At 38.0% G+C, this 23,056-nt stretch carries 24 protein-coding genes, 1 tRNA gene, 1 other RNA gene and 1 pseudogene; 9 read left to right on the plus strand and 18 right to left on the minus strand.

Annotated features, from left to right (window positions below; all coding sequences use genetic code 11):
- Window positions 1-2: 2 nt before the first annotated feature.
- From trpS to Bandiella_RS02110, 5 genes are all read right to left on the minus strand, one after another.
- Complete coding sequence (trpS, locus tag Bandiella_RS02090; protein ID WP_323733188.1) at window positions 3-1,004, minus strand: tryptophan--tRNA ligase; 1,002 nt, start codon at window positions 1,002-1,004, stop codon at window positions 3-5.
- Window positions 1,001-2,263: a serine hydroxymethyltransferase gene (gene glyA / locus Bandiella_RS02095; RefSeq protein ID WP_323733380.1), complete on the minus strand. Its 1,263-nt coding sequence runs from the start codon at window positions 2,261-2,263 to the stop codon at window positions 1,001-1,003. Before glyA ends, trpS begins: the two co-directional genes overlap by 4 nt.
- Before the next feature lie 20 nt (window positions 2,264-2,283).
- Window positions 2,284-2,369, minus strand: a tRNA-Leu gene (locus Bandiella_RS02100).
- Between the two features lie 217 nt (window positions 2,370-2,586).
- Window positions 2,587-2,829 (minus strand): hypothetical protein, encoded by a 243-nt coding sequence (locus tag Bandiella_RS02105; protein ID WP_323733189.1) that lies wholly within the window; start codon window positions 2,827-2,829, stop codon window positions 2,587-2,589.
- 184 nt (window positions 2,830-3,013) lie between these two features.
- On the minus strand, window positions 3,014-3,718 hold the full coding sequence (locus Bandiella_RS02110) for an IS6 family transposase (RefSeq protein WP_323732571.1): 705 nt from the start codon (window positions 3,716-3,718) through the stop codon (window positions 3,014-3,016).
- Window positions 3,719-4,013: 295 nt separating this feature from the next.
- Here Bandiella_RS02110 and Bandiella_RS02115 point away from each other — a divergent pair.
- From Bandiella_RS02115 to Bandiella_RS02125, 3 genes and pseudogenes are all read left to right on the plus strand, one after another.
- Window positions 4,014-5,816, plus strand: a pseudogene (locus Bandiella_RS02115) (type IV secretory system conjugative DNA transfer family protein).
- Window positions 5,803-7,254, plus strand: coding sequence for a UDP-N-acetylmuramoyl-L-alanyl-D-glutamate--2,6-diaminopimelate ligase (locus tag Bandiella_RS02120; RefSeq protein WP_323733190.1), 1,452 nt, complete (start codon window positions 5,803-5,805; stop codon window positions 7,252-7,254). The pseudogene Bandiella_RS02115 and the gene Bandiella_RS02120 overlap by 14 nt, the downstream one beginning before the upstream one ends.
- A 90-nt stretch (window positions 7,255-7,344) precedes the next feature.
- Window positions 7,345-8,108, plus strand: a protein-coding gene (locus Bandiella_RS02125) for an IS5 family transposase (RefSeq protein ID WP_323732633.1) whose coding sequence is annotated in 2 segments (ribosomal slippage) — window positions 7,345-7,717 and window positions 7,717-8,108 — 765 coding nt in all. Because the reading frame shifts where the segments join, the coding sequence is not laid out codon by codon here.
- Between the two features lie 27 nt (window positions 8,109-8,135).
- Here the strand turns inward: Bandiella_RS02125 and Bandiella_RS02130 are convergent.
- The gene (locus tag Bandiella_RS02130) at window positions 8,136-8,588 is read right to left on the minus strand and encodes an IS630 family transposase (protein WP_323733191.1); all 453 of its coding nucleotides are present in this window, start codon (window positions 8,586-8,588) and stop codon (window positions 8,136-8,138) included.
- Window positions 8,589-9,174: 586 nt separating this feature from the next.
- Between Bandiella_RS02130 and Bandiella_RS02135 the strand changes: the two genes are divergently transcribed.
- The 3 genes from Bandiella_RS02135 (at window position 9,175) to Bandiella_RS02145 (ending at window position 13,429) form a co-directional block, all read left to right on the plus strand.
- Entirely contained in the window at window positions 9,175-11,970 is a 2,796-nt protein-coding gene (locus Bandiella_RS02135; RefSeq protein WP_323733192.1) for an NACHT domain-containing protein, read from the plus strand.
- 30 nt (window positions 11,971-12,000) lie between these two features.
- Window positions 12,001-12,764 (plus strand): IS5 family transposase gene (locus tag Bandiella_RS02140; protein WP_323732990.1). Its coding sequence is split into 2 segments (ribosomal slippage): window positions 12,001-12,373 and window positions 12,373-12,764, totalling 765 coding nucleotides; the frame shifts between segments, so codons are not numbered across the junction.
- Window positions 12,765-12,826: 62 nt separating this feature from the next.
- Window positions 12,827-13,429, plus strand: coding sequence for a hypothetical protein (locus tag Bandiella_RS02145; RefSeq protein ID WP_323733193.1), 603 nt, complete (start codon window positions 12,827-12,829; stop codon window positions 13,427-13,429).
- A 160-nt stretch (window positions 13,430-13,589) separates the two neighbouring features.
- Here the strand turns inward: Bandiella_RS02145 and Bandiella_RS02150 are convergent, their stop codons facing one another.
- The 4 genes from Bandiella_RS02150 to Bandiella_RS02165 all read right to left on the minus strand — a co-directional run bounded on the left by Bandiella_RS02150 (window position 13,590) and on the right by Bandiella_RS02165 (window position 17,503).
- Window positions 13,590-13,940, minus strand: a complete 351-nt coding sequence (locus Bandiella_RS02150) for a transposase (protein ID WP_323732514.1) — start codon at window positions 13,938-13,940, stop codon at window positions 13,590-13,592.
- A gap of 20 nt (window positions 13,941-13,960) precedes the next feature.
- Entirely contained in the window at window positions 13,961-14,650 is a 690-nt protein-coding gene (locus Bandiella_RS02155; protein WP_323733194.1) for a transposase, read from the minus strand.
- 224 nt (window positions 14,651-14,874) lie between these two features.
- Window positions 14,875-16,020 carry an ATP-binding protein gene (locus Bandiella_RS02160; protein WP_323733195.1) on the minus strand — a complete coding sequence of 382 codons (1,146 nt, stop codon included), beginning with the start codon at window positions 16,018-16,020 and terminating at the stop codon, window positions 14,875-14,877.
- A 169-nt stretch (window positions 16,021-16,189) separates the two neighbouring features.
- Window positions 16,190-17,503, minus strand: coding sequence for a hypothetical protein (locus Bandiella_RS02165; RefSeq protein WP_323733196.1), 1,314 nt, complete (start codon window positions 17,501-17,503; stop codon window positions 16,190-16,192).
- Window positions 17,504-17,523: 20 nt separating this feature from the next.
- Between Bandiella_RS02165 and Bandiella_RS02170 the strand changes: the two genes are divergently transcribed.
- Both Bandiella_RS02170 and traW read left to right on the plus strand, forming a co-directional pair.
- Entirely contained in the window at window positions 17,524-18,270 is a 747-nt protein-coding gene (locus Bandiella_RS02170; RefSeq protein WP_323733197.1) for an IS1 family transposase, read from the plus strand.
- Window positions 18,271-18,352: 82 nt separating this feature from the next.
- Window positions 18,353-18,973, plus strand: coding sequence for a type-F conjugative transfer system protein TraW (traW, locus tag Bandiella_RS02175; protein WP_407651270.1), 621 nt, complete (start codon window positions 18,353-18,355; stop codon window positions 18,971-18,973).
- An 8-nt stretch (window positions 18,974-18,981) separates the two neighbouring features.
- Here the strand turns inward: traW and Bandiella_RS02180 are convergent, their stop codons facing one another.
- A complete protein-coding gene (locus Bandiella_RS02180) occupies window positions 18,982-19,371 on the minus strand; it encodes a CCDC90 family protein (protein ID WP_323733199.1) in 390 nt (129 codons plus the stop codon).
- Here Bandiella_RS02180 and Bandiella_RS02185 point away from each other — a divergent pair.
- On the plus strand, window positions 19,366-19,809 hold the full coding sequence (locus tag Bandiella_RS02185; RefSeq protein WP_323733200.1) for a TraU family protein: 444 nt from the start codon (window positions 19,366-19,368) through the stop codon (window positions 19,807-19,809). The genes Bandiella_RS02180 and Bandiella_RS02185 overlap by 6 nt on opposite strands.
- Before the next feature lie 185 nt (window positions 19,810-19,994).
- Here Bandiella_RS02185 and Bandiella_RS02190 read toward each other — a convergent pair whose 3' ends face one another.
- The 7 genes from Bandiella_RS02190 to ssrA form a co-directional block, all read right to left on the minus strand.
- Window positions 19,995-20,699: an IS6 family transposase gene (locus Bandiella_RS02190; protein ID WP_323732571.1), complete on the minus strand. Its 705-nt coding sequence runs from the start codon at window positions 20,697-20,699 to the stop codon at window positions 19,995-19,997.
- A 48-nt stretch (window positions 20,700-20,747) separates the two neighbouring features.
- Window positions 20,748-20,921, minus strand: coding sequence for an IS1 family transposase (locus Bandiella_RS02195; RefSeq protein WP_323733201.1), 174 nt, complete (start codon window positions 20,919-20,921; stop codon window positions 20,748-20,750).
- Window positions 20,870-21,001, minus strand: a complete 132-nt coding sequence (locus tag Bandiella_RS02200; RefSeq protein WP_323732528.1) for a hypothetical protein — start codon at window positions 20,999-21,001, stop codon at window positions 20,870-20,872. The genes Bandiella_RS02195 and Bandiella_RS02200 overlap by 52 nt, the downstream gene beginning before the upstream one ends.
- Entirely contained in the window at window positions 20,950-21,309 is a 360-nt protein-coding gene (locus Bandiella_RS02205) for a transposase-like zinc-binding domain-containing protein (protein ID WP_323733202.1), read from the minus strand. Before Bandiella_RS02205 ends, Bandiella_RS02200 begins: the two co-directional genes overlap by 52 nt.
- A 112-nt stretch (window positions 21,310-21,421) precedes the next feature.
- Window positions 21,422-22,279 carry a lysophospholipid acyltransferase family protein gene (locus Bandiella_RS02210; RefSeq protein ID WP_323733203.1) on the minus strand — a complete coding sequence of 286 codons (858 nt, stop codon included), beginning with the start codon at window positions 22,277-22,279 and terminating at the stop codon, window positions 21,422-21,424.
- A 3-nt stretch (window positions 22,280-22,282) separates the two neighbouring features.
- The gene (locus tag Bandiella_RS02215) at window positions 22,283-22,654 is read right to left on the minus strand and encodes an HIT domain-containing protein (protein ID WP_323733204.1); all 372 of its coding nucleotides are present in this window, start codon (window positions 22,652-22,654) and stop codon (window positions 22,283-22,285) included.
- A gap of 26 nt (window positions 22,655-22,680) precedes the next feature.
- Window positions 22,681-23,005, minus strand: a transfer-messenger RNA (tmRNA) gene (gene ssrA / locus Bandiella_RS02220).
- Window positions 23,006-23,056: the final 51 nt, after the last annotated feature.

The following is a 23,056-nucleotide window of genomic DNA, read 5'->3' on the forward strand; positions in this document are numbered from 1 at the left end:
TATTACAGATGCGACAGAGCCCCTATAATTTGTTTCACTTTTATAATATTTTTTTCGGCGACGCTTTGAGCTTTTATCTTTCCCTCTTCTATTATTCTTTTTAGATACTCTTCGTCAGATAATATTGTTAGTGCAGTTCTGTTTATAGGGCATATTTTTTCCATTATAGCATGTGACAGTATATCCTTAAACTCTGCACTCTTCATATCCTTAAATTGCGCAGTTGCAGTTTTGGTTTCAATGTTTTTAATACCACAGTATATATCGATAAGATTAGATATCTCAGGCCTGTTAATAGGGTCATAAGTAATGCCCTCGATATCATCTGTTTTGGCTTTTCGAATTTTTTTTACAATTAAATTCTCATCATCAGACATATTAATTCTGGAAAAATCAGAGACATCTGATTTACTCATTTTTTTGCTTGCATCCCTTAAACTCATGATCCTTTTGACTTTATCATCAATCACAGGCGCTGGCATTGTAAAAAAATCTACACCCATTTTTCTGTTGAAGGAGATTGCAATATCCCTAGCAAGTTCTATATGCTGCTTTTGGTCTTCACCAACTGGCACTAAATCTGCATTGTAAAGCAAAATATCAGCGGCCATCAATACCGGGTATGCATACAAACCCAAATTTGCTGTTTCCTTATCTTTGCCAGCCTTATCCTTGAATTGAGTCATTCTGTTCAACCAACCCATTTGAGTAAAGCAACTCAATATCCACGCAAGCTCAGCATGTCCAGATACCATAGACTGTTGAAATATCGCAACTTTGGCTGGATCTAAACCAGCGGCTATGTAAAGAGCAATATTATATCTGATGCTTTTTCTTAACTGTATGGGGTCAAACTTTGTAGTAAGTGAGTGCAAATCCACGATGCAAAATAAGCAATCGTAAACATTCTGCATCTCAACCCAACTTTTAATCGCTCCAAGGTAGTTACCAATGGTAATATTACCAGTAGGTTGTATACCAGAAAACACCCTTTTTTTATTCATATGTATATCGGGAACTTATTGCATAATACATGCACTTTTTGTAACACCGCATTTTCTATGTAACTGTTATCATTAGGATTGGTAACAAGGTAGTCTAATACATCTGCGATTAAATTGCCAACCAACATAAACTCATTCTCCTTGAACCCTCTGGTGGTTGCGGATGGCGTTCCCAACCTAATGCCTGAAGTGACAAATGGTTTCTCGGTGTCAAATGGAATGGTATTTTTATTGCATGTAAGCCCAGCTTTTTCCAAACTTTCATCTGCTGCTTTTCCACTAAGCCCCTTATTTCTTAGATCAACAAGTAGTAAATGAGTATCTGTGCCCCCCGTCAGTATGTTATAGCCTCTTGACATCAGTGTGTCTGCCAAACACTTAGCGTTTAAAAGCACTTGTCTTATATACTCTTTATATGAAGGCTGGAGTGCTTCTTTGAAAGCAACTGCTTTAGCAGCAATAATATGCATAAGTGGGCCGCCTTGTAACCCGGGGAAAACCGCAGAATCTATCTTTTTTGCAATATCAGCATCATTGGTGAGTATAATCCCTCCCCTTGGGCCACGCAGTGTTTTATGAGTTGTTGAGGTGACAGCATGTGCATATTTTAGCGGATTTTGATGAAACCCAGCAGCTATAATTCCTGCGATGTGGGCCATATCCACAAGTAAATAAGCACCCACTTCATCAGCGATTTCTCTGAACTTTTGGAAGTCAATTTTTCTTGGATATGCTGAACCTCCAGCGATAATAAGTTTGGGTTTTACGTTCTTTACAATTTTGGCAACTTCTTCGTAATTTAGTTCATATGTATTGCGGTCTACGGAGTAATGGTTGATTTCGAACCATTTGCCAGCAATATTAACTTTTGAGCCATGAGTCAGGTGCCCACCACAATCTAAAGATAGACTGACAACTTTGTCACCAGGATTCAATAACGCCAAAAAAACAGCTTGATTCGCCTGAGAGCCAGAATGCGGCTGTACGTTAGCAAAATTCGCACTGAATAATTCCTTAAGCCTATCCCTTGCAACATCCTCAACTGCATCAACAAATTCACACCCACCATAATATCTTTTGCCTGGGTATCCTTCCGCATATTTATTAGTTAATATGGAACCTTGAGCCTCCAGCACTGCTTTGCTTACAATGTTTTCAGATGCAATCAGCTCTATAGTTTTTTGCTCTCTGTCTAACTCTGCATTGATGTAAGAATGAATGGCTTCGTCAGACGCTTTTAAATTTATATTAAAGAAAATATCCTCCGATTAAAACCCAATGGTACCCGCGGCCGGACTTGAACCGGCAAGGGATTGCTCCCCACGGATTTTAAGTCCGTTATGTCTACCATTCCATCACGCGGGCATGACCTAAAAGCATTATCCCTATTAAGAATATTTTTTCAACTACTTTTTTCATTCTGTACAAGTTCACAACATATTCGAGTATTAACGAGGGCATAAGGAGCGTATAAAAGTACGCAACTGAATACGAAGTCCGAAATATGACAACGCTAATTCTTAAAGTTAGCGGAGTATATATCTCGTACTTTTAAAAATTAGCGTAGCTTATATTCCAATTTTTATTTCCCCTTGTTGGGTCCATCTTGACCTTTTTGCGCATATTTCCCAACAAATGTATCGTTACTCTTTGTGTCAGATGGCTCGCTTAAGGTGTCATAAAACAAATCACCATCTTTGTCCAACACACCCTCTTCCATTACAGTGCCATCATTGTTTTTTTCATCCTCAAAATACATGTCATCCGTAGGATCATAACCTGTCGATTCACTGGATGTTACTACCTTTTGGTTTTTTGGAATCACTTTGCCATAGGTTGGACTTTTGGGATTATCGTCAATGTCTTGATAATCCTTATTATTTAGATAATGTCGTCATGAGATTTTAAGCCAAAGAGATAAACATCTAATCTGAATTGCGGCAAGGAAAGGGCTCTGTCGCATCTGTAATATGATGCAAAAACTTTCAAATTATTTGTATATTTTTCCATTAAGCAGTTAGTGAAAGAAATTTATCAAAGTCAGAATTATAATTGTCATTGTCAGCAAGTTGTCCTTTTTTAATCATGTGCAAGAGCTCTATTCCTGCAATAGTCCTGGCGGCACTTCTAAAGGATTTGAAACCAAGCATCGGTCTAGTTCGTTTCTTTACAAATCTGTGATCGCCTTCTATCCTATTGTTTAGATATTTGTTATGCCTAATTTCTATTTGGTCTTCTTTAGATAATGGCTTATTGATCGAATTCAAAGCAGAAGTATTAGAGCCACTTTTATCTATATTAACCTTTATAGGCTGGCCACTAGATTTAATTGCTTTCCTGAAAAACGCTTTAGCTGCCCTTTTATCTCTTTTTGCTCTTAGCATAAAATCTATGGTATCCCCGTATTTATCAACTGCTCTATACAAATAGACCCATTTACCTTTAACCTTGATATATGTCTCGTCCATTCTCCAGCTGCCGTTGACTGGCTTTTTTCTTTTTCTGAATCTTCCTTCAAGTATTGGCATAAACTTTACTACCCATCTTTGTAGAGTGGCGTGATCTATGTTGAGTCCTCTCAACCCGCCTATCTCTTCTATCTCTCTGTAACTTAAAGAATATCTTCCTTTCATATACAGCGATACCATAATGATTTCTGCGCCATATTCATGGTTCTTAAAATACTTCATTAATTTTGGGTCTACTTTAAACATTATTACCAGCAACTATTTCTTTCAGAATATCAAAAATTCTTATGTGTTTCAACAGATGCGACAGAACCATTATAGGGGCATTCACTCAATAAACACCGCATACTAATCAGTCATATCCCTGGCTTTTTTGAGGGTATCTGTCGTCCATATATTTTCCAATTCTCAATTTTACTTGAGGTACACTCCCCCTTTTTTTACTTAGTTGGCAATCTATAATTGAGGTTTTTAGCATTTGTGTTGCTGAAATTTTGTTATATACTGTCAATTAACAAATAATTATTATAACCTATATCCTATGGATGATTTTGGGAATAGCTTCAGAAATTTTGTTTTGGCAGTATTTCTAGGAGCTGTGCTGCTTTTGCTTAGTTTGTATATATCAGGGATTATTTTGACATTTTTGGAATACAAACAATTGACCGAAGATTTTGCTTTATCCATAAAACCAATTGAGACATTAATAGAATTGGTTGAATTTTGGATTATTAATTACAGTACGATTGATTTGCAGTATGATAACTATTTTGTAGCTAGAGTTATAGGTTCTATATTGGGACCGTTAGTTATTATAGGATGGTGCACTTTTCATTATAAATCAGCCATTTATGCACTTAGACCATATAAAAAGAAAGAAGCTGTGCATGGAGATGCAAGATGGGCAACAGAAGAAGACATAAAAAAAGCAAGATTAAGAGTGAAAAAAGGAATGCTATTGGGGCGGGATAGCAAAGGCTTTCTTGTGGCAGACGGATATCAACACACATTGCTTTTCGCTCCAACCGGTTCTGGTAAAGGGGTTGGGTTTGTAATTCCTAATCTACTTTATTGGGAAGATTCTGTGGTGGTGCATGACATCAAGTTAGAGAACTATGAATTAACTTCTGGTTGGCGTAAGAAAATGGGGTAGCAAGTGTTCGTATGGAGCCCTGCAAACCCAGATGGAAATACTCATTGTTATAACCCTATTGACTGGATAAGCAATAAACCTGGTCAAATGGTGGACGATGTTCAAAAAATAGCAAGTCTTATCATGCCAGAAAAGGAGTTTTGGAATAATGAAGCTCGATCACTCTTTGTGGGGGTGGTGCTGTATCTGCTAGCTGATAAAAACAAGGTTAAGTCATTTGGAGAAGTTGTAAGAACTATGCGTAGCGATGACGTTGTGTATAATTTAGCGGTTGTGCTTGACACCATGGGAAATGAAATACACCCTGTGGCGTATATGAATATAGCTGCGTTTTTGCAAAAAGCAGATAAAGAAAGGTCTGGCGTAATCTCAACGATGAACTCAAACTTAGAACTTTGGTCTAATCCGCTGATTGACACAGCAACCGCATCAAGCGACTTTAGTGTATTGGATTTTAAGAAAAAACTAACAACAGTGTACGTAGGGCTGACTCCAGATAACCTCAAGAGGTTACAGCCTTTAATGCAGGTGTTTTATCAGCAGGCAACGGAATTTTTCTCCAGAAAACTCCCAAGCGATGATGAACCATATGGTGTGATGTTTATGATGGATGAGTTTCCAACGCTTGGAAAAATGGAGCAGTTCATGACAGGTATCGCTTACTTTCGTGGGTACCATGTAAGGTTGTTTTTGATTATACAAGATACGCAGCAGCTAAAAGGAATATATGAAGAGCATGGAATGAACTCATTTTTATCAAACTCAACATATAGGATTACTTTCGCTGCTAATAACTATGAAACCGCGAATTTAATTTCACAACTATGTGGTAACAAAACAGTTGAGCAAATTTCACAAAACAAACCAAAGTTTTTGGATTTCAACCCAGCTTCCAGGTCTCTTAGTGTTTCAAATACACAAAGGGCTTTGCTTCTTCCGCAAGAAGTAATAAACTTGCCTAGAGATGAGCAGATACTTTTAATTGAATCCAGCCCTCCTATAAAATCGCAAAAAATCAAATACTACGAGGACTCCATGTTTAAGAAAAGGTTATTAAAACCAACTACAATTCCTCAACAAGAACCTTTTGATATAAATAAATTCAGGCAGAGTATGACGTCCAATAAAAACAAAGCGCAATCTACGGAAAAAGAGCAGGAGACTTTAAGTATTGAGAGTGAAAACAGCTAAGAGAGAAATGGAGATAGAACAACTTTTAAAAAGGGTTACTGGCATTGCGGATAACTCAGAAAACGTTAGAGAAGGGTTTGCTTTTTTTGCGCTTTCTGGTTCTCAGAATGATGGACTGGATTACATTGAGCATGCCATTAAAAATGGAGCTAAATTTGTGATTTTGGATCAAAACGCAACATTACCAAAAAAATATGATGGTGCTGTTGAGTTTATTAAAGTTGATAACCCAAGAAGCTATATTAGTTTGGCTTCCTCAATATTTTATAAGGAAAAACCTCAATATATTGTTGCTGTTACTGGGACAAATGGCAAAACCTCTGTAGCAAATTTTTTTCAGCAAATCTGCGATTTAACAGGATATAAAAGCGCATCTATTGGAACTCTTGGTGTCATCACTTCAGAACAACAATATGAGGCCAAAGATCAACCGTCATTAACGTCGCCCTGTGCCATAGAGTTGCATGAAATTTTGCATAACTTAAGCAACAGCTCATACACGCATGCATCGATAGAAGCATCCAGTCATGGCTTGCGCCAACACAGGCTTGATCATGTAAATTTTCAAGCCGCAGGGTTTACAAACTTAACCCAAGATCATTTAGATTACCATGGCACTATGGAAGAATATTTTGCTGCTAAGTTACGATTGTTTGACGAGGTTTTAAAACCCGGAAGCTATGCAGTTTTAAATGCTGACACCAATGAGTTCCAACGCATGAAAGACATCTGCAACAGTCGCTCAATCAAAGTACTGGATTATGGCAAAAAGGCAAAAGAGTTGCAAATTGTATCTTCTTCTGGTGTTTTGGAAGTTCAAGTTTTCGGCCAAAAGTATAAATTACAACCAACTGTTAAAGGGGAATTTCAGTTGTATAACATTTTGTGTTCTACAGGACTAGCAGCGGCTTGCGAACTGCCAGTCAATAAGATTTTAGATGCACTAAACGATCTAAAAGCAGCAAAAGGACGTTTAGAACTAGTTGCAAAACATAATGGTGCTGATGTTTATGTGGACTATGCACATACCCCAGATTCTCTCCAAACTATATTGACAACCTTGCGTCAGATATGTAAAGGAGAACTGCATGTGCTTTTTGGTTGTGGAGGTAATAGAGATGCTACGAAAAGACCTATTATGGGAGAAATTGCAAGTAGATGCGCAGATCATATCATCATAACAGACGATAACCCACGAAAAGAACATTCGGATGCCATCAGAAAGGAAATTATGGCTGCTTGTAATAATGGTGTTGAAATTGAGGGCAGAGCTAATGCCATAGAATACGCAATGAGCCATTTAAAAGAGAATGATATATTGGTGATTGCTGGAAAGGGACATGAAAATTATCAATTGATAGGAAACAGCCAAACATATTTCAGCGATTTTGATGAAGTTCTAAAAATCTCAACTAGAGGCTCTAGCAAATTAGCATAAAAGTCACACTATTTATTTGATAGAAACCTAGATAGTGTCGTCATGAGATTTGTGGTATAATATGAAAGAAAAGATAAATCAGGAGTAAAAATGGATTTAGGGCTACATAGGCATGATATAACAGATAATATGTGGGATTTGATAAAGGATCATTTGCCAGGAAGGGAGGGTACGTGGGGAGGTTTGGCACATAATAACAGAAGATTCATTAACGCAGTATTTTGGATATTAAGAACAGGTTCTCCCTGGAGAGATTTGCCTTCAGAATATGGAGGATGGAAAAATACACATAAAAGATTTTGCAGATGGAGAGACAAAAGGATATGGGAGGCTTTATTGGAGATATTTGTGAAAGAACCTGATATGGAATGGTTAATGATAGACGCAAGTCATAGTAAAGTGCATCCACATGCTTCAGGTGCAAAAGGCGGCAATCAAGATATGAGTCGTACAAAAGGGGGCTCAATACAAAGATTCACCTTGCCGTGGATTCACATGGTATGCCACTCAAAGTTATTATCACAAAAGGCTCAGAAGCTGATTGCAAGCAGGCTGTTAATCTTATTGAAGAGATGAAAGCTGAGTACTTACTAGCCGACAGAGGGTACGATGTTAATTACATAATTGACCATGCCCAAGAATTGGGCATGAGAGTTGTTATTCCTCCTAAAAAGAACAGAATCACCCAGAGAAAATACGATAAAGATTTATATAAAATAAGGCATATTGTAGAAAACACCTTTCTTCATCTTAAAAGATGGAGGGGAATTGCAACCAGATATGCTAAAAATTCAGCTTCTTTCCTTGCCGCAATTCAGATTAGATGCTTATCTCTTTGGCTTAAAATCTCATGACGACATTATCTAGTGATATATACCACATTAACTTGAAGAGTTGGCAAAATGGTTAGTAGTAATTGTCTGAAAATTATCTGTTATTAAAGTTCGCATCTTTTCCTTATACTTAGGAATTTTGTCAAAGAAATCATGTAATGAGTTGCTAAAAGCCTCAAAATCAGGATAAAATCTGTTATTGGTGACAATAGAGTGCATAAACTTCCATAATCGTTCTATAGGGTTGAGATTGGGGCTGTATGGTGGTAAAAATATCAACTCTATCTTGCTATTTTCTAGATACGCTTTAACTTTTCCAGACCTATGGTAACCAGCATTGTCACAGATTAGGTATATTTTGTTTTTATCTTGGTTTTCTTGTTCCAGTTTCTTCAGAAATTCAATTATGCAATCACCGTTAACCTTGAGATTATCTGTGGTTACTACCTTAAAACTTTTTTTGGTAAAAGTGATGGCTTCGAGGTGTGAAGTGACTGCCATGAACTAGACAGAAAGAAGACAAATCTAAGAGAATCTTTGGTTGAAGATGTTGTGGTATTGTTTCATTTTTCAACATTTTCACATCTTTAAATTGCTTTCCAAAACCCTGCTGAGGGCGATCATTTTAGGCAATAGCAATCGGCAGGACGCGCATATTTTAATGTTTGATGCAGCCTATGGTAATTAGCATAATGAATTTACCAATACCAATTCGCGCTTCCACTAAAGACTCTCTTAGATTTGTCTTCTTTCTGTCTAGTTCTTGGGGGTCACCTCAATTACTTACAGTTGCTAGATTATTCTCCGTAGATTCTATTGAAGACGAGATAGCATCCCTAACCTTTCTGAGCAAAAAGTCTTGTGAAAAATGTTTCCGCGTCTTTTCCATTTTTCTATTATCTTTCCTCCATGAAGCTTCTTATACTAACCAGCATTCTACGAAAAATATTTCTTATAAAACTTTTTCCCACTCTTTTACTCTCCTCCGGGATTTGCTTAAGAGATATCTGAATATTTGACAGATACTCCAAACGATGCAACAGTAAAGATGTGAAAGTGCTAACGTTAAACATAAAGGGGGGTTGCGATGCAAACAACAAAACACACGAGAGAATCAATAACCGAATCAAAGGCTATAGAAGCTGGTGCTAAGGGTGAGGTGACAGAACTGACCAGAAAACTGCAGGTGATCTATAAAGCGCAGGACGTGTTGCCGAAGTTGATTGAGGATGCATCGATCCCAGAGCAAAAGATGGACGAATACTACGTCAAGCTGCAGATTATCATGGAGGATAAAACCGCAGATGAGGCGAGGCTGCCGATTGAACTGCAAGATATGTTCAATCCTGCCGGCAAACAAGGAGCAGTGGGCAGAGTGTTGGTACATGGGGTTGCAGGGGTTGGTAAGACGACGTTCTTAAACCACATTGCCTATGAGTGGGGCAAGGGCAGAGTGTTTGGTGATAAGTTTGATTATGTGTTTAAGGTAAGGCTTAAGAGCCTGCTTGATGAGAGTCTGTGCGATGAGCTGGACACCCACGATACTAAAGATAAGCTGGCAGCATTCATCCAACGTTGCATAGAGCAGCAACAGGTGGAGCAGCAGTATAAGGAAGGAGCAACCAGTACCACAACTGATGCCCCAATGTTCACCGATATCAGTATCGCAGAAATAAAAGCAGCAGATAAAACCAGGACAGTGTTGTTACTTGATGGTTATGACGAGATTGAGCATCTGAATAGAGGGACACATGTTGTGCGTGAGCTCCTCAACAAGATTTTTGATTACCCGAATGTGGTGCTGACCTCAAGGCCCAATGCGGTGTCCTCCAGCTTGGAGAATAGGTTTGAGCGTAAGATTGAGAACATCGGGCTTGGATATGACGGGGTGGACCAGTATATAGACAAGTACTTCAGCAAACAGGCTGAGAGCCTGAACGGGGAGATTGATGGGTTTATGAGCACCCATCCAACTGCCACTAAAGTGATGTTGCTAAGGCATTACGAGAAACAGCGTGACGCAAGGAGTGCGGATATCAGAGCGCACCTGGAGAGCGTTGATGGTGGGAGAGATTTGGACGAAAGCCTGGCTGACTTCAAAGTTCACATCACCAAGTACCACCAAGAGCTTAAAGATTCGTTATTTGCGATATATAAGGCTAACCCAATACTGAGAGAAACCCTCACCACCCCAATTAACACTGCGATGATCTGCTTGGTGAGCTCAGACTTGGAGGTGATGGCGAAGTTTAAGGGATATTTCAATACCGGGGAGTTATATGAGGGAGTGGTGGTATGGCTTGGGAAGAGATATTTGCATAAGTTTCAGAAGGACGATTTAGAGGACTTGAACTTTGAGCGCATATTGAATTTGGATGAGCTGAAGGTATTAAAAACTGCAGCGCATGATAAGTTCATCATCAATAAGCTGATGATCCCTGGGAATGACATAGACAGGCTTGCTCACGAGGTGAACAACAAACTTGGAATCAGGCAGTTGAATAAGTTCGGTTTACTTAAAGCAGAGACTGGTAAGATTGGCTTGGCGGTTGAGATGATGCTCTATGGTACTCCTGAGGATGGAGAGATCAAGCCAGGAAAACTATACCTCTATCTGGAAGGCAAACAACTGTGGTATAGCATACTTGGCAGAGCCGGGGTTGAGAGGAACCTGCTTGATGGTGAAGAAAGCTTAAAATCCATACTTGATTCCATCAAAAATGCTATCACCAAGAAACAAAGGCAGCTGGCAGAGCCAGAGTTGCAGGCATTGTCTAAGTTTGGTGCAAGCAAGGGATATGCAGTGTATAGCGATGCGAAGGATGCCAAAAGCCCAAAATTAACCGAGACGGATGAGGTGAAAGAGGCCAAAGACTTAATCCACCGCAATCACTTCTTTATCCACTTAAGCTTCCAGGAGTACCTGACGGCCTATTTACTGAAAGAGAAGTTGATGGGGGATTTAAAACCAGGTGTAACCGAATCAGCCCACAGGGAGGCGATTATGGTAGCGGACTTCATTGCAGAGCATCGGAACGAGGCCAGGTATCTGATGACGCTGAAGTTTCTCTCAGGGTTGGTCACCAAAGAGGAGAGCGAGGTTTTGGTCACCAGGTTCTGGGAAGCGATGACCTGTAATGTGGATGGTGTATTAGAACTTGGGGCTGACAGGAAGGTGACGCTATTGATGCATTTGCTAGCCCAAGCACGGAGGGAGGGAGAGTTAGATGCCAGAATCCCAAACCTTAAGAAGATTGTTGGTTTTATTGACTCTGTCGTACTCAAAGACTTATTGAATTGGGAGGAGACAATTAAGTTGAGTGGCTACTTATCATCAAATATGAAAGACAGCCTGCTGCATATGCTGGAGGGGGATTTGGATTATCCAACTAGCTTACGGGATAAGATTGAGGAGGGGACGTTCTCACCAAAGGCAAAATCTCCACGTACTGCAAAAGAAACAACGGTACCAGAAGTGATTGTGGCAAAGACAAGTGCAGCAATATCGATGGTGGCAGCCCTGTCCAATAAATTTGATGCAAGAAAGATATTTGATTTGCTTAAGACTAAATATTTAGCCGAGGGATGTAACTGGCATATCACCAAAGCTGCCCTCAATGCCATGGCGGAATTTGCAAAGCCCCTCGCCCCACTGCCCAAGGAAGAAGTAATCAGCCTAAACCATCAATTGATTGATAAGTACTTAAACAATAATGATTTAAGAGATGTAGCAGTAAGTACTATGGGGGTTGTTGTTGGATTGAGTAATGATATATCGCAGGTATCAGACAAGATGCTAGACAGACTAATTGCGTTTCTGAGGGATAAGGAGAAGGCAGACTATAGAGTGCTAGATAGTGTCGTCATGAGATTTGTGGTATAATATGAAAGAAAAGATAAATCAGGAGTAAAAATGGATTTAGGGCTACATAGGCATGATATAACAGATAATATGTGGGATTTGATAAAGGATCATTTGCCAGGAAGGGAGGGTACGTGGGGAGGTTTGGCACATAATAACAGAAGATTCATTAACGCAGTATTTTGGATATTAAGAACAGGTTCTCCCTGGAGAGATTTGCCTTCAGAATATGGAGGATGGAAAAATACACATAAAAGATTTTGCAGATGGAGAGACAAAAGGATATGGGAGGCTTTATTGGAGATATTTGTGAAAGAACCTGATATGGAATGGTTAATGATAGACGCAAGTCATAGTAAAGTGCATCCACATGCTTCAGGTGCAAAAGGCGGCAATCAAGATATGAGTCGTACAAAAGGGGGCTCAATACAAAGATTCACCTTGCCGTGGATTCACATGGTATGCCACTCAAAGTTATTATCACAAAAGGCTCAGAAGCTGATTGCAAGCAGGCTGTTAATCTTATTGAAGAGATGAAAGCTGAGTACTTACTAGCCGACAGAGGGTACGATGCTAATTACATAATTGACCATGCCCAAGAATTGGGCATGAGAGTTGTTATTCCTCCTAAAAAGAACAGAATCACCCAGAGAAAATACAATAAAGATTTATATAAAATAAGGCATATTGTAGAAAACACCTTTCTTCATCTTAAAAGATGGAGGGGAATTGCAACCAGATATGCTAAAAATTCAGCTTCTTTCCTTGCCGCAATTCAGATTAGATGCTTATCTCTTTGGCTTAAAATCTCATGACGACATTATCTAGCGATTGACAATATTTTTTTAGAGGGATAATTAGCGAATCTCATGCTGCCATGATAGTAGATAAGTTAATTCCGCTTTTGTGGGATGAAAAGACCCAGTACTATGCAGCAAGAGCAATTGGCGAGATTTTTTTCAGAGAGAAAGGTAGTCAAGCTCAGGCTGTTAGTACGATAGATAAGCTAATCCCGCTTTTGGTGGATGCGGATGGACATGTCGAGTATCATGTAGCAGAAACGATTTGCAGGATTTTTAAAAGTGGAAAAGGTAGTGAAGCTCAAGCTGCCATGATACTAGAGAAGTTGATTCCGCCTTTGGTGGATGAAGATTCTAGTAGGCGCAGTATAGTACAAACAATCGGCGATACTTTTGTAAGAGGTAAAGGCAGTGAATCTCAGGCTGCCATGATACTACATAAGTTGATTCCGCTTTTGGCGGATGAAAAGCTCCAGTATTATGTAGCAGAAACGATTTGCAAGATTTTTTCAATTGGTAAAGGTAGTGAATCTCAGGCTGCCATGGTGCTAGATAAGTTAATTCAGCTTCTCAAGGTTAACTCTTTTGGCATTAAGTTAGTCAGCCAGAGTTTTATAAGTTGGAAAATGAACGATGCTGTTGCCATTAGTGCAATAGAAAAAGGGAGCGTTGAAAGATAAAATAAGGATAAATGTGATGGTTTGATTTAAGGAAGTTTGGACCATGGTCTAAAAAAATTAACAAAAAACTGGTTTCCCCAAGAATTCAAAAGATTTCTTTGAGGTGGGATATGGTAATTTTTAGCTTTTTATTGATTCTGCGAAGCGTGATTTTATGAGCTTAGGCAGTAAGAACCGTTAAACGTTTTAAATTAAAGCAGATAGCATTCATAAATTCAGCAAACTGATTTTTGGCAATTCCTATGTATCGCAATCGTTTATTATCTTGAGAAAACACCCTCTCAAACGGAGCCCTTATGGAAGTATAGTATCGATCAAGGTCAAAATTCTTTTGCTTCATATTGTTTTTCTTGATGGCGCAAAAATGAATACCTCTGCTTTTAGCTGCATTCTTTGCTGGTGCAACACAATACCCTTTGTCAGCATAAACTGCTCCACTATTTGGTAAAACATGCGCAACTCCCTTTGCATCGGTAACATTAGCAGGCGTTATAGCAACCTTGTTGATCATTCCGGATTGAATATCTACGCTTACATGTTTTTCTTATAGCCATACCAAAATTTACTACCACCCTTGCACCCTATTTTGGCTTGTTTATCATGTGCGACTTTAGGCAAGACTTCGTTGTTAAGTTTTTCATATTTTTGTTTTCTGGCTTCATCCCGCTCTTCCCATAAATTAGCTTTGGAGATCAAGTGACTTGCATCAACAAAAGTAAATACCTCGCTCATATATCCTTGAGATTTTAGTTGATCTCTAAAAATGGCAAAGATTTTTGATAACAAATTTGTTCCTATCTTTGAGCGGATTCTACTAAAAACGCTATAATCAGGTGTGGCTTCGGTTAAATCAAAATCACAAAACCACTTGGCTGCAACACTGTCACTCAAATATCTTTCTAGTTCACGATCTGACAAATCTTCCATAAACTGTAACAACAAGCATTTAAATAAACGTAAAACACCATATCCCTTATAATTAGCAGGAGATTCAATTCCCTTCAGCTCTTGCTCTGCTGCCCCAAAATTAAACAGCTCCTTAAATTTGCGATATTGATGCTCACTACCAACCAATTGATCCAAACATACCATTATTATTTGATGCGCTGATGACATTTTTCTCTTCTTTATTCTGTAATCCACTCCACTATACCTTTCTTTATTCCATCTTGCAACACTCCCAGTCAATATCAATTCCTTTCCCCTGTCAAACTTTTTCACCACTTGTTGACCAGAAGCATATCAAACCAAAAGCCATTTGCCACCAAAACAGTCCTTTTTAAAACCAAGCATCCAACTGTTAATCCATTTGAATTAAAATATACTTAAATATTTACAGAAATACGTTAAATACACAATTAATTAGCCATTTTATAGATTAACAAAAAAGTTCTTTTTAAAATCGAGATCATCAACTATATTGCATGAATACAGATCGGGCTGGTTTAATAAGATTCAAGATATTTTTCAAGTCCACAAAATATAATTTTATCTTCTATCTGATATTTTTTATTCCCTGGACATAGCACATAGAGCTCATCTAATTTAAGATCTTCTATCGCTATTCGCATTGATGGTGTAATTTTTGGAGAATCTGTGAATTTGAATTCATATGCTATTCTTTTCCCATGATTTATAGTGAACAAATCTATTTCTGCTTTATTCTGTGTCGACCAAAAGTAACAATCTTGAGACCTAAAGTTATGATGCTTGATAAGCTCTTCTAACGCAAATCCTTCCCAAGAAGCACCTAATTTTAAATGATTGAATAAATCACGATTAGTTCTAATTTGAAGCAGGTTATGTAGTATACCAGAATCTCTAACATAAATCTTAGGTGATTTAATCTGCCTTTTACTAATATTCTCAAACCATGGATAAAGCTGCCTAACCATAAAAGTTGCCACCAATATATCTAGATAATGTCGTACGGTAGTATGAGATATAGATAGTGATTTACCTATATCAGAGGCGTTTAAAATACCCCCATGGTTATTAGCAAGCATCATCCAGAATCTTCTTATGTTCTCCGCTGGTATTTTTATACCTAGATTAGGAATATCTCTTTCTAAAAAAGTTCTTATATAGCTTTCTCTCCAACGATAACTACTGCTATCATTTACGGATAAAAATGACCTCGGAAAACCACCACGAATCCATAACTTTTCTAAATTTTTAACCTCACAATACTGAAACGGTGGTAGTTCAATGTATTCAATTCGTCCTGCTAAGGTTTCAGATGATTGCTTAATTAATTCTTGAGACGCACTACCTAATATTAGATATTGCTGTTTTAAATTGACGACGTCTACAAGAACTCTAAGAACAGGAAACAATTCTTTTACTCTCTGTACTTCGTCAATCACTATTAATCCTTTTAGATTTTCTAATACAGCTTTAGGAGATTTTAATGCAGCCAAGTCATTTGGGTCTTCTAAATCAAAATAATGTATTGGCTTTTCTGTTTTAATTGTATTTATGTATTGCCGTGTTAGAGTGGTTTTTCCAGACTGCCTTGGGCCTAAAATAGCTACAATTGGATTGACCAAAAATCCATCCGAGATCATCTGTAGAAAGTTTTCACGCTTCATATTACATCATGTAAATTGCAAATTACTATTTAAATATACATGGTTATTAAAAGAATACAATAAAATTTATCCTTAGCAATCTACTTCTTCCCTACCCAGTCTGGCAAAGCTAATATACCTCACAAAACTCTGTAAAAAAGCTAGATTACAACTGTTCCTCCTTCAGCAATCATTCCATATCATACATGCTATCTAGTGTACTATTATTGGATTCATTCTCGACATAAAAGTAGCTAGATAAGTAATCCTTATAATCATCAAAATAGTCGCTGAAGTTGGTGGTGATGTAGTCACTTATGATATTGGTGGTCATTTTGGTTATGTAATCAGTGGTAACAATGGTGGAGATGGCGGTTAGCACTTGCTTTGTCAGGAGCATATATGATACTGCACCACCACTTGGCAGATGCATGTGCTTATACGCCACATAGCCAGCTATCATGTCAGCTACATATGGGATAACCATTTCTGCAACCGATTTTGGTTTGCTATTGTCATGATGATACATCTGATAATACTGCAATCCACCGATTGACCCAGCGACTACTGAATCATATATAGCAGACTGTAAACCCAATCCTGGAATCAGCAGCTTAGCCATTCCACCACCCACCAAGCTGAGTACAACTTGTCCACCGACCATTGCCATGATACCAGCATTATTTGTGTATTGATGGATGTTCTCGTATAACTGCAGCCTTGCACCGTAGTTGGCTGTGCCTATTGCAGCTGCTCCGAATGTTTGCACATGGGAAGCATCTGGCAGCAACATCATTCCACCAGCTGCACCTAAAGCAAAGTGTGCCCCAAGCCATGCAACAATGTTTACTTCAGGCATGGTTACGTTAATATGTAACACCTCATGAATAAAGTACTTGATGGTTGGTGTTGATTCCATCACATCGCGCATACTTAACGTCGCCACCGCTGAAGCTGGGATGGTTGATGTAGCTGTTGGATGGCTGGGGATTTCATTCTTAAGCAACAATGGGGCTTTAGATGCTTCTTGAGGGGTGAAAATGGTATCAATAACATACTTTGCACCATATTGATCTGCGGCCTCCATTATGCCCTGTGCCACATCAACATCTTTACCAAGATCAATCAATTGACTGACAGCCTTGTATTTTACCGCTTCTTGCAGCAGTTCTTGGCTGTTGAGCAGTTGATTATCAAACACCAGATCATCAACGCGCAGTACCGTACAGCAGCCCTTAGCGACCACCTTTTGTTGCTCTTCAATTGCATGCCTTATGCGGAACTCAAAGAAATCTTTCTCCTTAAACCTAGTTGCCAAATGCTCTACTGTGCTAAATTGGTGGAACAGGTTTTCGATGAACTCATCCTGAGCATCAACACTGTCGCTTAAATAACTTACAAGCTCCTTATTAAGACGTATCTTACGCGCTAGTAAAGAAGAAAATTCATCCTTTGCTACTCCAAGACCAATACCTTCCTTATGTAATTTTGGGAGTGTTGCCATAAGATAGATAAGATGCTAAAATGAATATAGCGAGCAACAAAGAAAATAGAGATATGAATACAGAGTGTAAAAAATGCAGTAGCAGTAAATACGTTAAGAATGGTAATATTAGGGGTATGCAAAGGTATAAATGCAAAGAGTGTGGATGTAATTTTACAAGCACTAAATTAAGAGGCTGTTCGCCAGAGATGAAGGCTCTGGCAGTGTTATTGTACAGCATGGGAAAAAGTAGCTTTAGATGGCTAGGGAAATTATTTAAAGTAGCTCATACTAGCGTATATAAGTGGATAATACTGTATGCTAAAAAGATACCAAGACCAACAGTGCCGGAAGAATTGAGAGAAGTTGAAATAGATGAGATGTGGCATTTTGTAGATTCAAAAAAAAACAAATTATGGATATGGAAAGCCTATAGTAGGGAGCTCAAGAGAGTTGTTGCCTGGGTGGTTGGTAAGCGTAACGTTACAACCTTTAGAAAATTGTGGAAAATCATAAGTAGAGATAATTGCACTTATTACACAGACGATTGGTCTGTTTATTCAGAGGTTATACCTCGCCATCAACATGTTGTTGGCAAACAACATACACTCTCAATTGAGTCCAATAACTCAAACACAAGGCACAGAATTGCAAGAATGACCAGAAAAACAAAGGTAGTTTCAAAATCTGAAGAAGTTGTCGATCTTACGATTAAGCTCTGGGTACATTTTGAGGATAACAATAATTTCCTAAGTGAGCAGGGCAATTTTATGTCTATCTTTGGCTAACACTCTGCGGGCGTGATACCTGAGGGACATTATTTTATGGCAGGAAGCCATAAGGACAGTTTTGATTCAAGATATGAAAGCATTGGATATGTTAAGGATAGCGATATTATTGGGACTATTTATACAATTTACTGAAAGTTTTGCGAAAGATTTTGGGGTTGTGGGTAAAGTTTATGAGGTAGCGGAGGAGAATATGCTAGAGGTTATTTTGAATAAGCTAATTACAATGAAGGAAAGTGGCGAGATAGAGAGGAGAAATCAGGATATGAGGGAGAAGCTGCTTAGTTATTTAAAGAGACCACATGAGGTGCAAGAGGTAATCGATGCGGTGGAAGAGAGGGAATATTATTATGATCCAAGTTATGTAGTGGAGGAAGATATGGCGGATCAGGAAGGTATGGTGTTTATAAGAAAGGGGAGGGTGGTTAATCCACTGGAGTATATGCCACTTGGACAAAAGCTCATTTTTATTAATGGAGATAATAAAAACCAAGTAGATTGGGCACTTGAAAAATCTAAAAAAGCAACGGCAAAAATAATTTTTACAAAGGGTAATTTACTTGATCTTATGAAAGAAAGCAAAAGAAGACTATATTTTGATCAAGGAGGTGTGCTGGTAAGGAGATTTGGCATCAAGCAAGTACCTGCGGTGGTTGAGCAAGACGAGCTAAGGTTATTGATTAAGGAGGTAGTGATAAAGTGATACAAAGATTAGAAAATCATCTTAATCATGATAGCAGCAACCATGGCAAAATTAGCAAGGAGAATAGGGATAATCCATTTAATCATGTCTACCTTTGCCTCTATTTTATCCATTCTGCCATTGAGTTTAGCTTCAAGATTATCCATTCTGCCATTAAGTTTAACTTCGAGGTTGCTAACCTCATTACGAACAGAAGAAATTTCAGCAGTAAGTTTGGTTTCAAGGTTCTCGACTTTGCTATCAAGTTCAGTGACTTGCTCACGAGTAGCAAGGACAGAGAGATCAAAGTCACGAGAAGCAAGAAGAGATCTAACAAGAGTTTCGGCTTGTTTTTCATCAAATCCAGTAGCTTGAAGTTCTTTAATATATTTATGAGTATCAAAAGTTTTGTAATGCATAACAAATCCGTAAATAGGATTAAATCTCTAAGTGTCAATAATACGATAAGAATACTGAAAATAACAATAATAGCAATATTAATCTTTACAAGTGAGGGAAAAGCAGGATGCACTGGAAGGTTTGTGGACCCGATAGGAGATATATGCTGGGAGTGTTTTTTCCCGGTAACGCTTGGTTCTATAGAGTTAATGGGGGGAGATATGGCAGATACACAGAACCCTAGTTTACCGATATGTTTGTGTCCGAAGCCACCGATTTCTATACCAATACCAGGGATAGCAGGAGGGTTTTGGGAGCCAGTGAGGCTTGTTGATGTAACAAAGCATCCGTTTTGTTTTGTTAACTTGGGGGGAATGGAGATAGATTGGCTCTGTCGCATCTGTAATATGATGCAAAAACTTTCAAATTATTTGTATATTTTTCCATTAAGCAGTTAGTGAAAGAAATTTATCAAAGTCAGAATTATAATTGTCGGTTCTGTCGCATCTGTTGAAACACATAAGAATTTTTGATATTCTGAAAGAAATAGTTGCTGGTAATAATGTTTAAAGTAGACCCAAAATGGCTCTGTCGCATCTGTAATATGATGCAAAAACTTTCAAATTATTTGTATATTTTTCCATTAAGCAGTTAGTGAAAGAAATTTATCAAAGTCAGAATTATAATTGTCATTGTCAGCAAGTTGTCCTTTTTTAATCATGTGCAAGAGCTCTATTCCTGCAATAGTCCTGGCGGCACTTCTAAAGGATTTGAAACCAAGCATCGGTCTAGTTCGTTTCTTTACAAATCTGTGATCGCCTTCTATCCTATTGTTTAGATATTTGTTATGCCTAATTTCTATTTGGTCTTCTTTAGATAATGGCTTATTGATCGAATTCAAAGCAGAAGTATTAGAGCCACTTTTATCTATATTAACCTTTATAGGCTGGCCACTAGATTTAATTGCTTTCCTGAAAAACGCTTTAGCTGCCCTTTTATCTCTTTTTGCTCTTAGCATAAAATCTATGGTATCCCCGTATTTATCAACTGCTCTATACAAATAGACCCATTTACCTTTAACCTTGATATATGTCTCGTCCATTCTCCAGCTGCCGTTGACTGGCTTTTTTCTTTTTCTGAATCTTCCTTCAAGTATTGGCATAAACTTTACTACCCATCTTTGTAGAGTGGCGTGATCTATGTTGAGTCCTCTCAACCCGCCTATCTCTTCTATCTCTCTGTAACTTAAAGAATATCTTCCTTTCATATACAGCGATACCATAATGATTTCTGCGCCATATTCATGGTTCTTAAAATACTTCATTAATTTTGGGTCTACTTTAAACATTATTACCAGCAACTATTTCTTTCAGAATATCAAAAATTCTTATGTGTTTCAACAGATGCGACAGAACCCAATTGAGAGTGTATGTTGTTTGCCAACAACATGTTGATGGCGAGGTATAACCTCTGAATAAACAGACCAATCGTCTGTGTAATAACTGCAATTATCTCTACTTATGATTTTCCACAATTTTCTAAAGGTTGTAACGTTACGCTTACCAACCACCCAGGCAACAACTCTCTTGAGCTCCCTACTATAGGCTTTCCATATCCATAATTTGTTTTTTTGAATCTACAAAATGCCACATCTCATCTATTTCAACTTCTCTCAATTCTTCCGGCACTGTTGGTCTTGGTATCTTTTTAGCATACAGTATTATCCACTTATATACGCTAGTATGAGCTACTTTAAATAATTTCCCTAGCCATCTAAAGCTACTTTTTCCCATGCTGTACAATAACACTGCCAGAGCCTTCATCTCTGGCGAACAGCCTCTTAATTTAGTGTTTGTAAAATTACATCCACACTCTTTGCATTTATACCTTTGCATACCCCTAATATTACCATTCTTAACGTATTTACTGCTACTGCATTTTTTACACTCTGTATTCATATCTCTATTTTCTTTGTTGCTCGCTATATTTATTTTAGCATCTTATCTATCTTATGGCAACACTCCCTGTAATTAGACACCCTCACTCTTTCATAGTTTTAAGACAAGGTAATCACTTCCATCTATTATGGAACCAAAACCATTGATTCGGCGATTCTTTGACCCAATTTTCTAAAACACCATTTATTTTAGTCATTATACTCAATTTTGTATCTTTAGGTGTAATTACTAAAGGTTTGTAGAACTTTGCATAGTATCTGGTATCTCCGGTTCTTATTATTTTAGCCATCACGATTGGTACCTGATATTTTAGAGCTAAAGTTGCAGGCAGTGCCGTTGTCATAGCTTTCTTTTTAAAAAACGGGACTGCGATACCGTCGCTTATTTTTTGGTCAACCATCAGCCCAACAGTTTTGTTTTTTTTAAGGTCCCTTACAATCTCTCTTACCCCTGGCACTCCGGTTGCTATAAGTGAAACATCGAATGAATCACGTAATTTATTGATCAATCTGTTAGCATAAGGGTTATTGGATGGTCTATATACCAAACTTAAGTCTAAATTATGTTCCTTTGCAAGCCTGCTTATCAGTTCCCAATTACCTATATGAGCTGAGATAAGCAAGGCTTTGGATGATGGGATATTTTCTGGGTTTATAATTTGGACTCGGTCGAAGAACTCTTCTTTCGGCATTTTATGCCAGTGGGGTAGCTCTCCAATTATTGACCCAAAATGTTGCCATGTGTCCAGAATTAATTTCTTTCTATGCTCGGTGTCTATGTTTGGAAAGCATAACTGTATGTTCTTCTCCATCACCATATTTTCTTTCAGAATAGTACCAATGAATCTTAATAAGCGTCCACCAAGTGCTGAAGATGTTTCTATTCTAAAGGACTTGAATAAGAAATAAAAAAAGTATATGAAAAAAGCTTCTACCAAATACCGGACTCTTTTTTGCCAAGATAACGACATGGTCTAAAGATGATATTTATCGTTTTGAACCAATTGACCCAATGGCTTGCCCGCAAGTATATGTACGTGAAAATGTTCCACAGTTTGCATGGCGTTTTTTCCATGGTTGGTTATTAGTCTGTACCCATCTTTTGCAATACCCAATTGCTGAGCGCTTTTTTGTATTGATAAGAAGAACCCCCTGATTTGTTCATCTGTTGCTTTTTGAGAAAAATCATCAAATGAAACAAATTCGCCCTTGGGAATCGCTACAAGATGAACAGGTGCGCAAGGATTAACGTCATGAAAAATTAACGAATAGTGGTCCTCATACACAGTCTTGCAAGGAAGCTCTTTCCTCAAAATTTTAGCAAAAATATTGTTTTTATCGTACATTTTTAATCCCAATGATGCCAAGAATAAGAGGGAGTATTCTGTTGCCCGGCACTCCCAAAACCGCGCTAAAATAACTTATGCCTTAAGCAGCTAGTGCGACAGGACGGAAGTTATCATTAGCAGGAACAAACTTTGTGTTTGCAACTATAATATGATCTTTTATAGGAATCACCCTAGGTAAAACTACTCCTTTGAATGACTGTCGATACTAATTTCGTCCCCGTAAATAATCATTTTGGTGGAGACGTCGGGCACTGCCCCCGAGTCCAAATCATCTATTACAAATAGACTTTATTACCATAGCTATGAAGCATCCTGATTGTAGCAAATTTTTGCATTTTGAGCAAATAATTTTATGATGCTAATCATTCATATTCTTAGCTCTTTTTAAACAAAGCTATC

This window comes from Candidatus Bandiella woodruffii, from assembly GCF_034359465.1.
Classification (GTDB): Bacteria; Pseudomonadota; Alphaproteobacteria; order Rickettsiales; family Midichloriaceae; genus NDG2.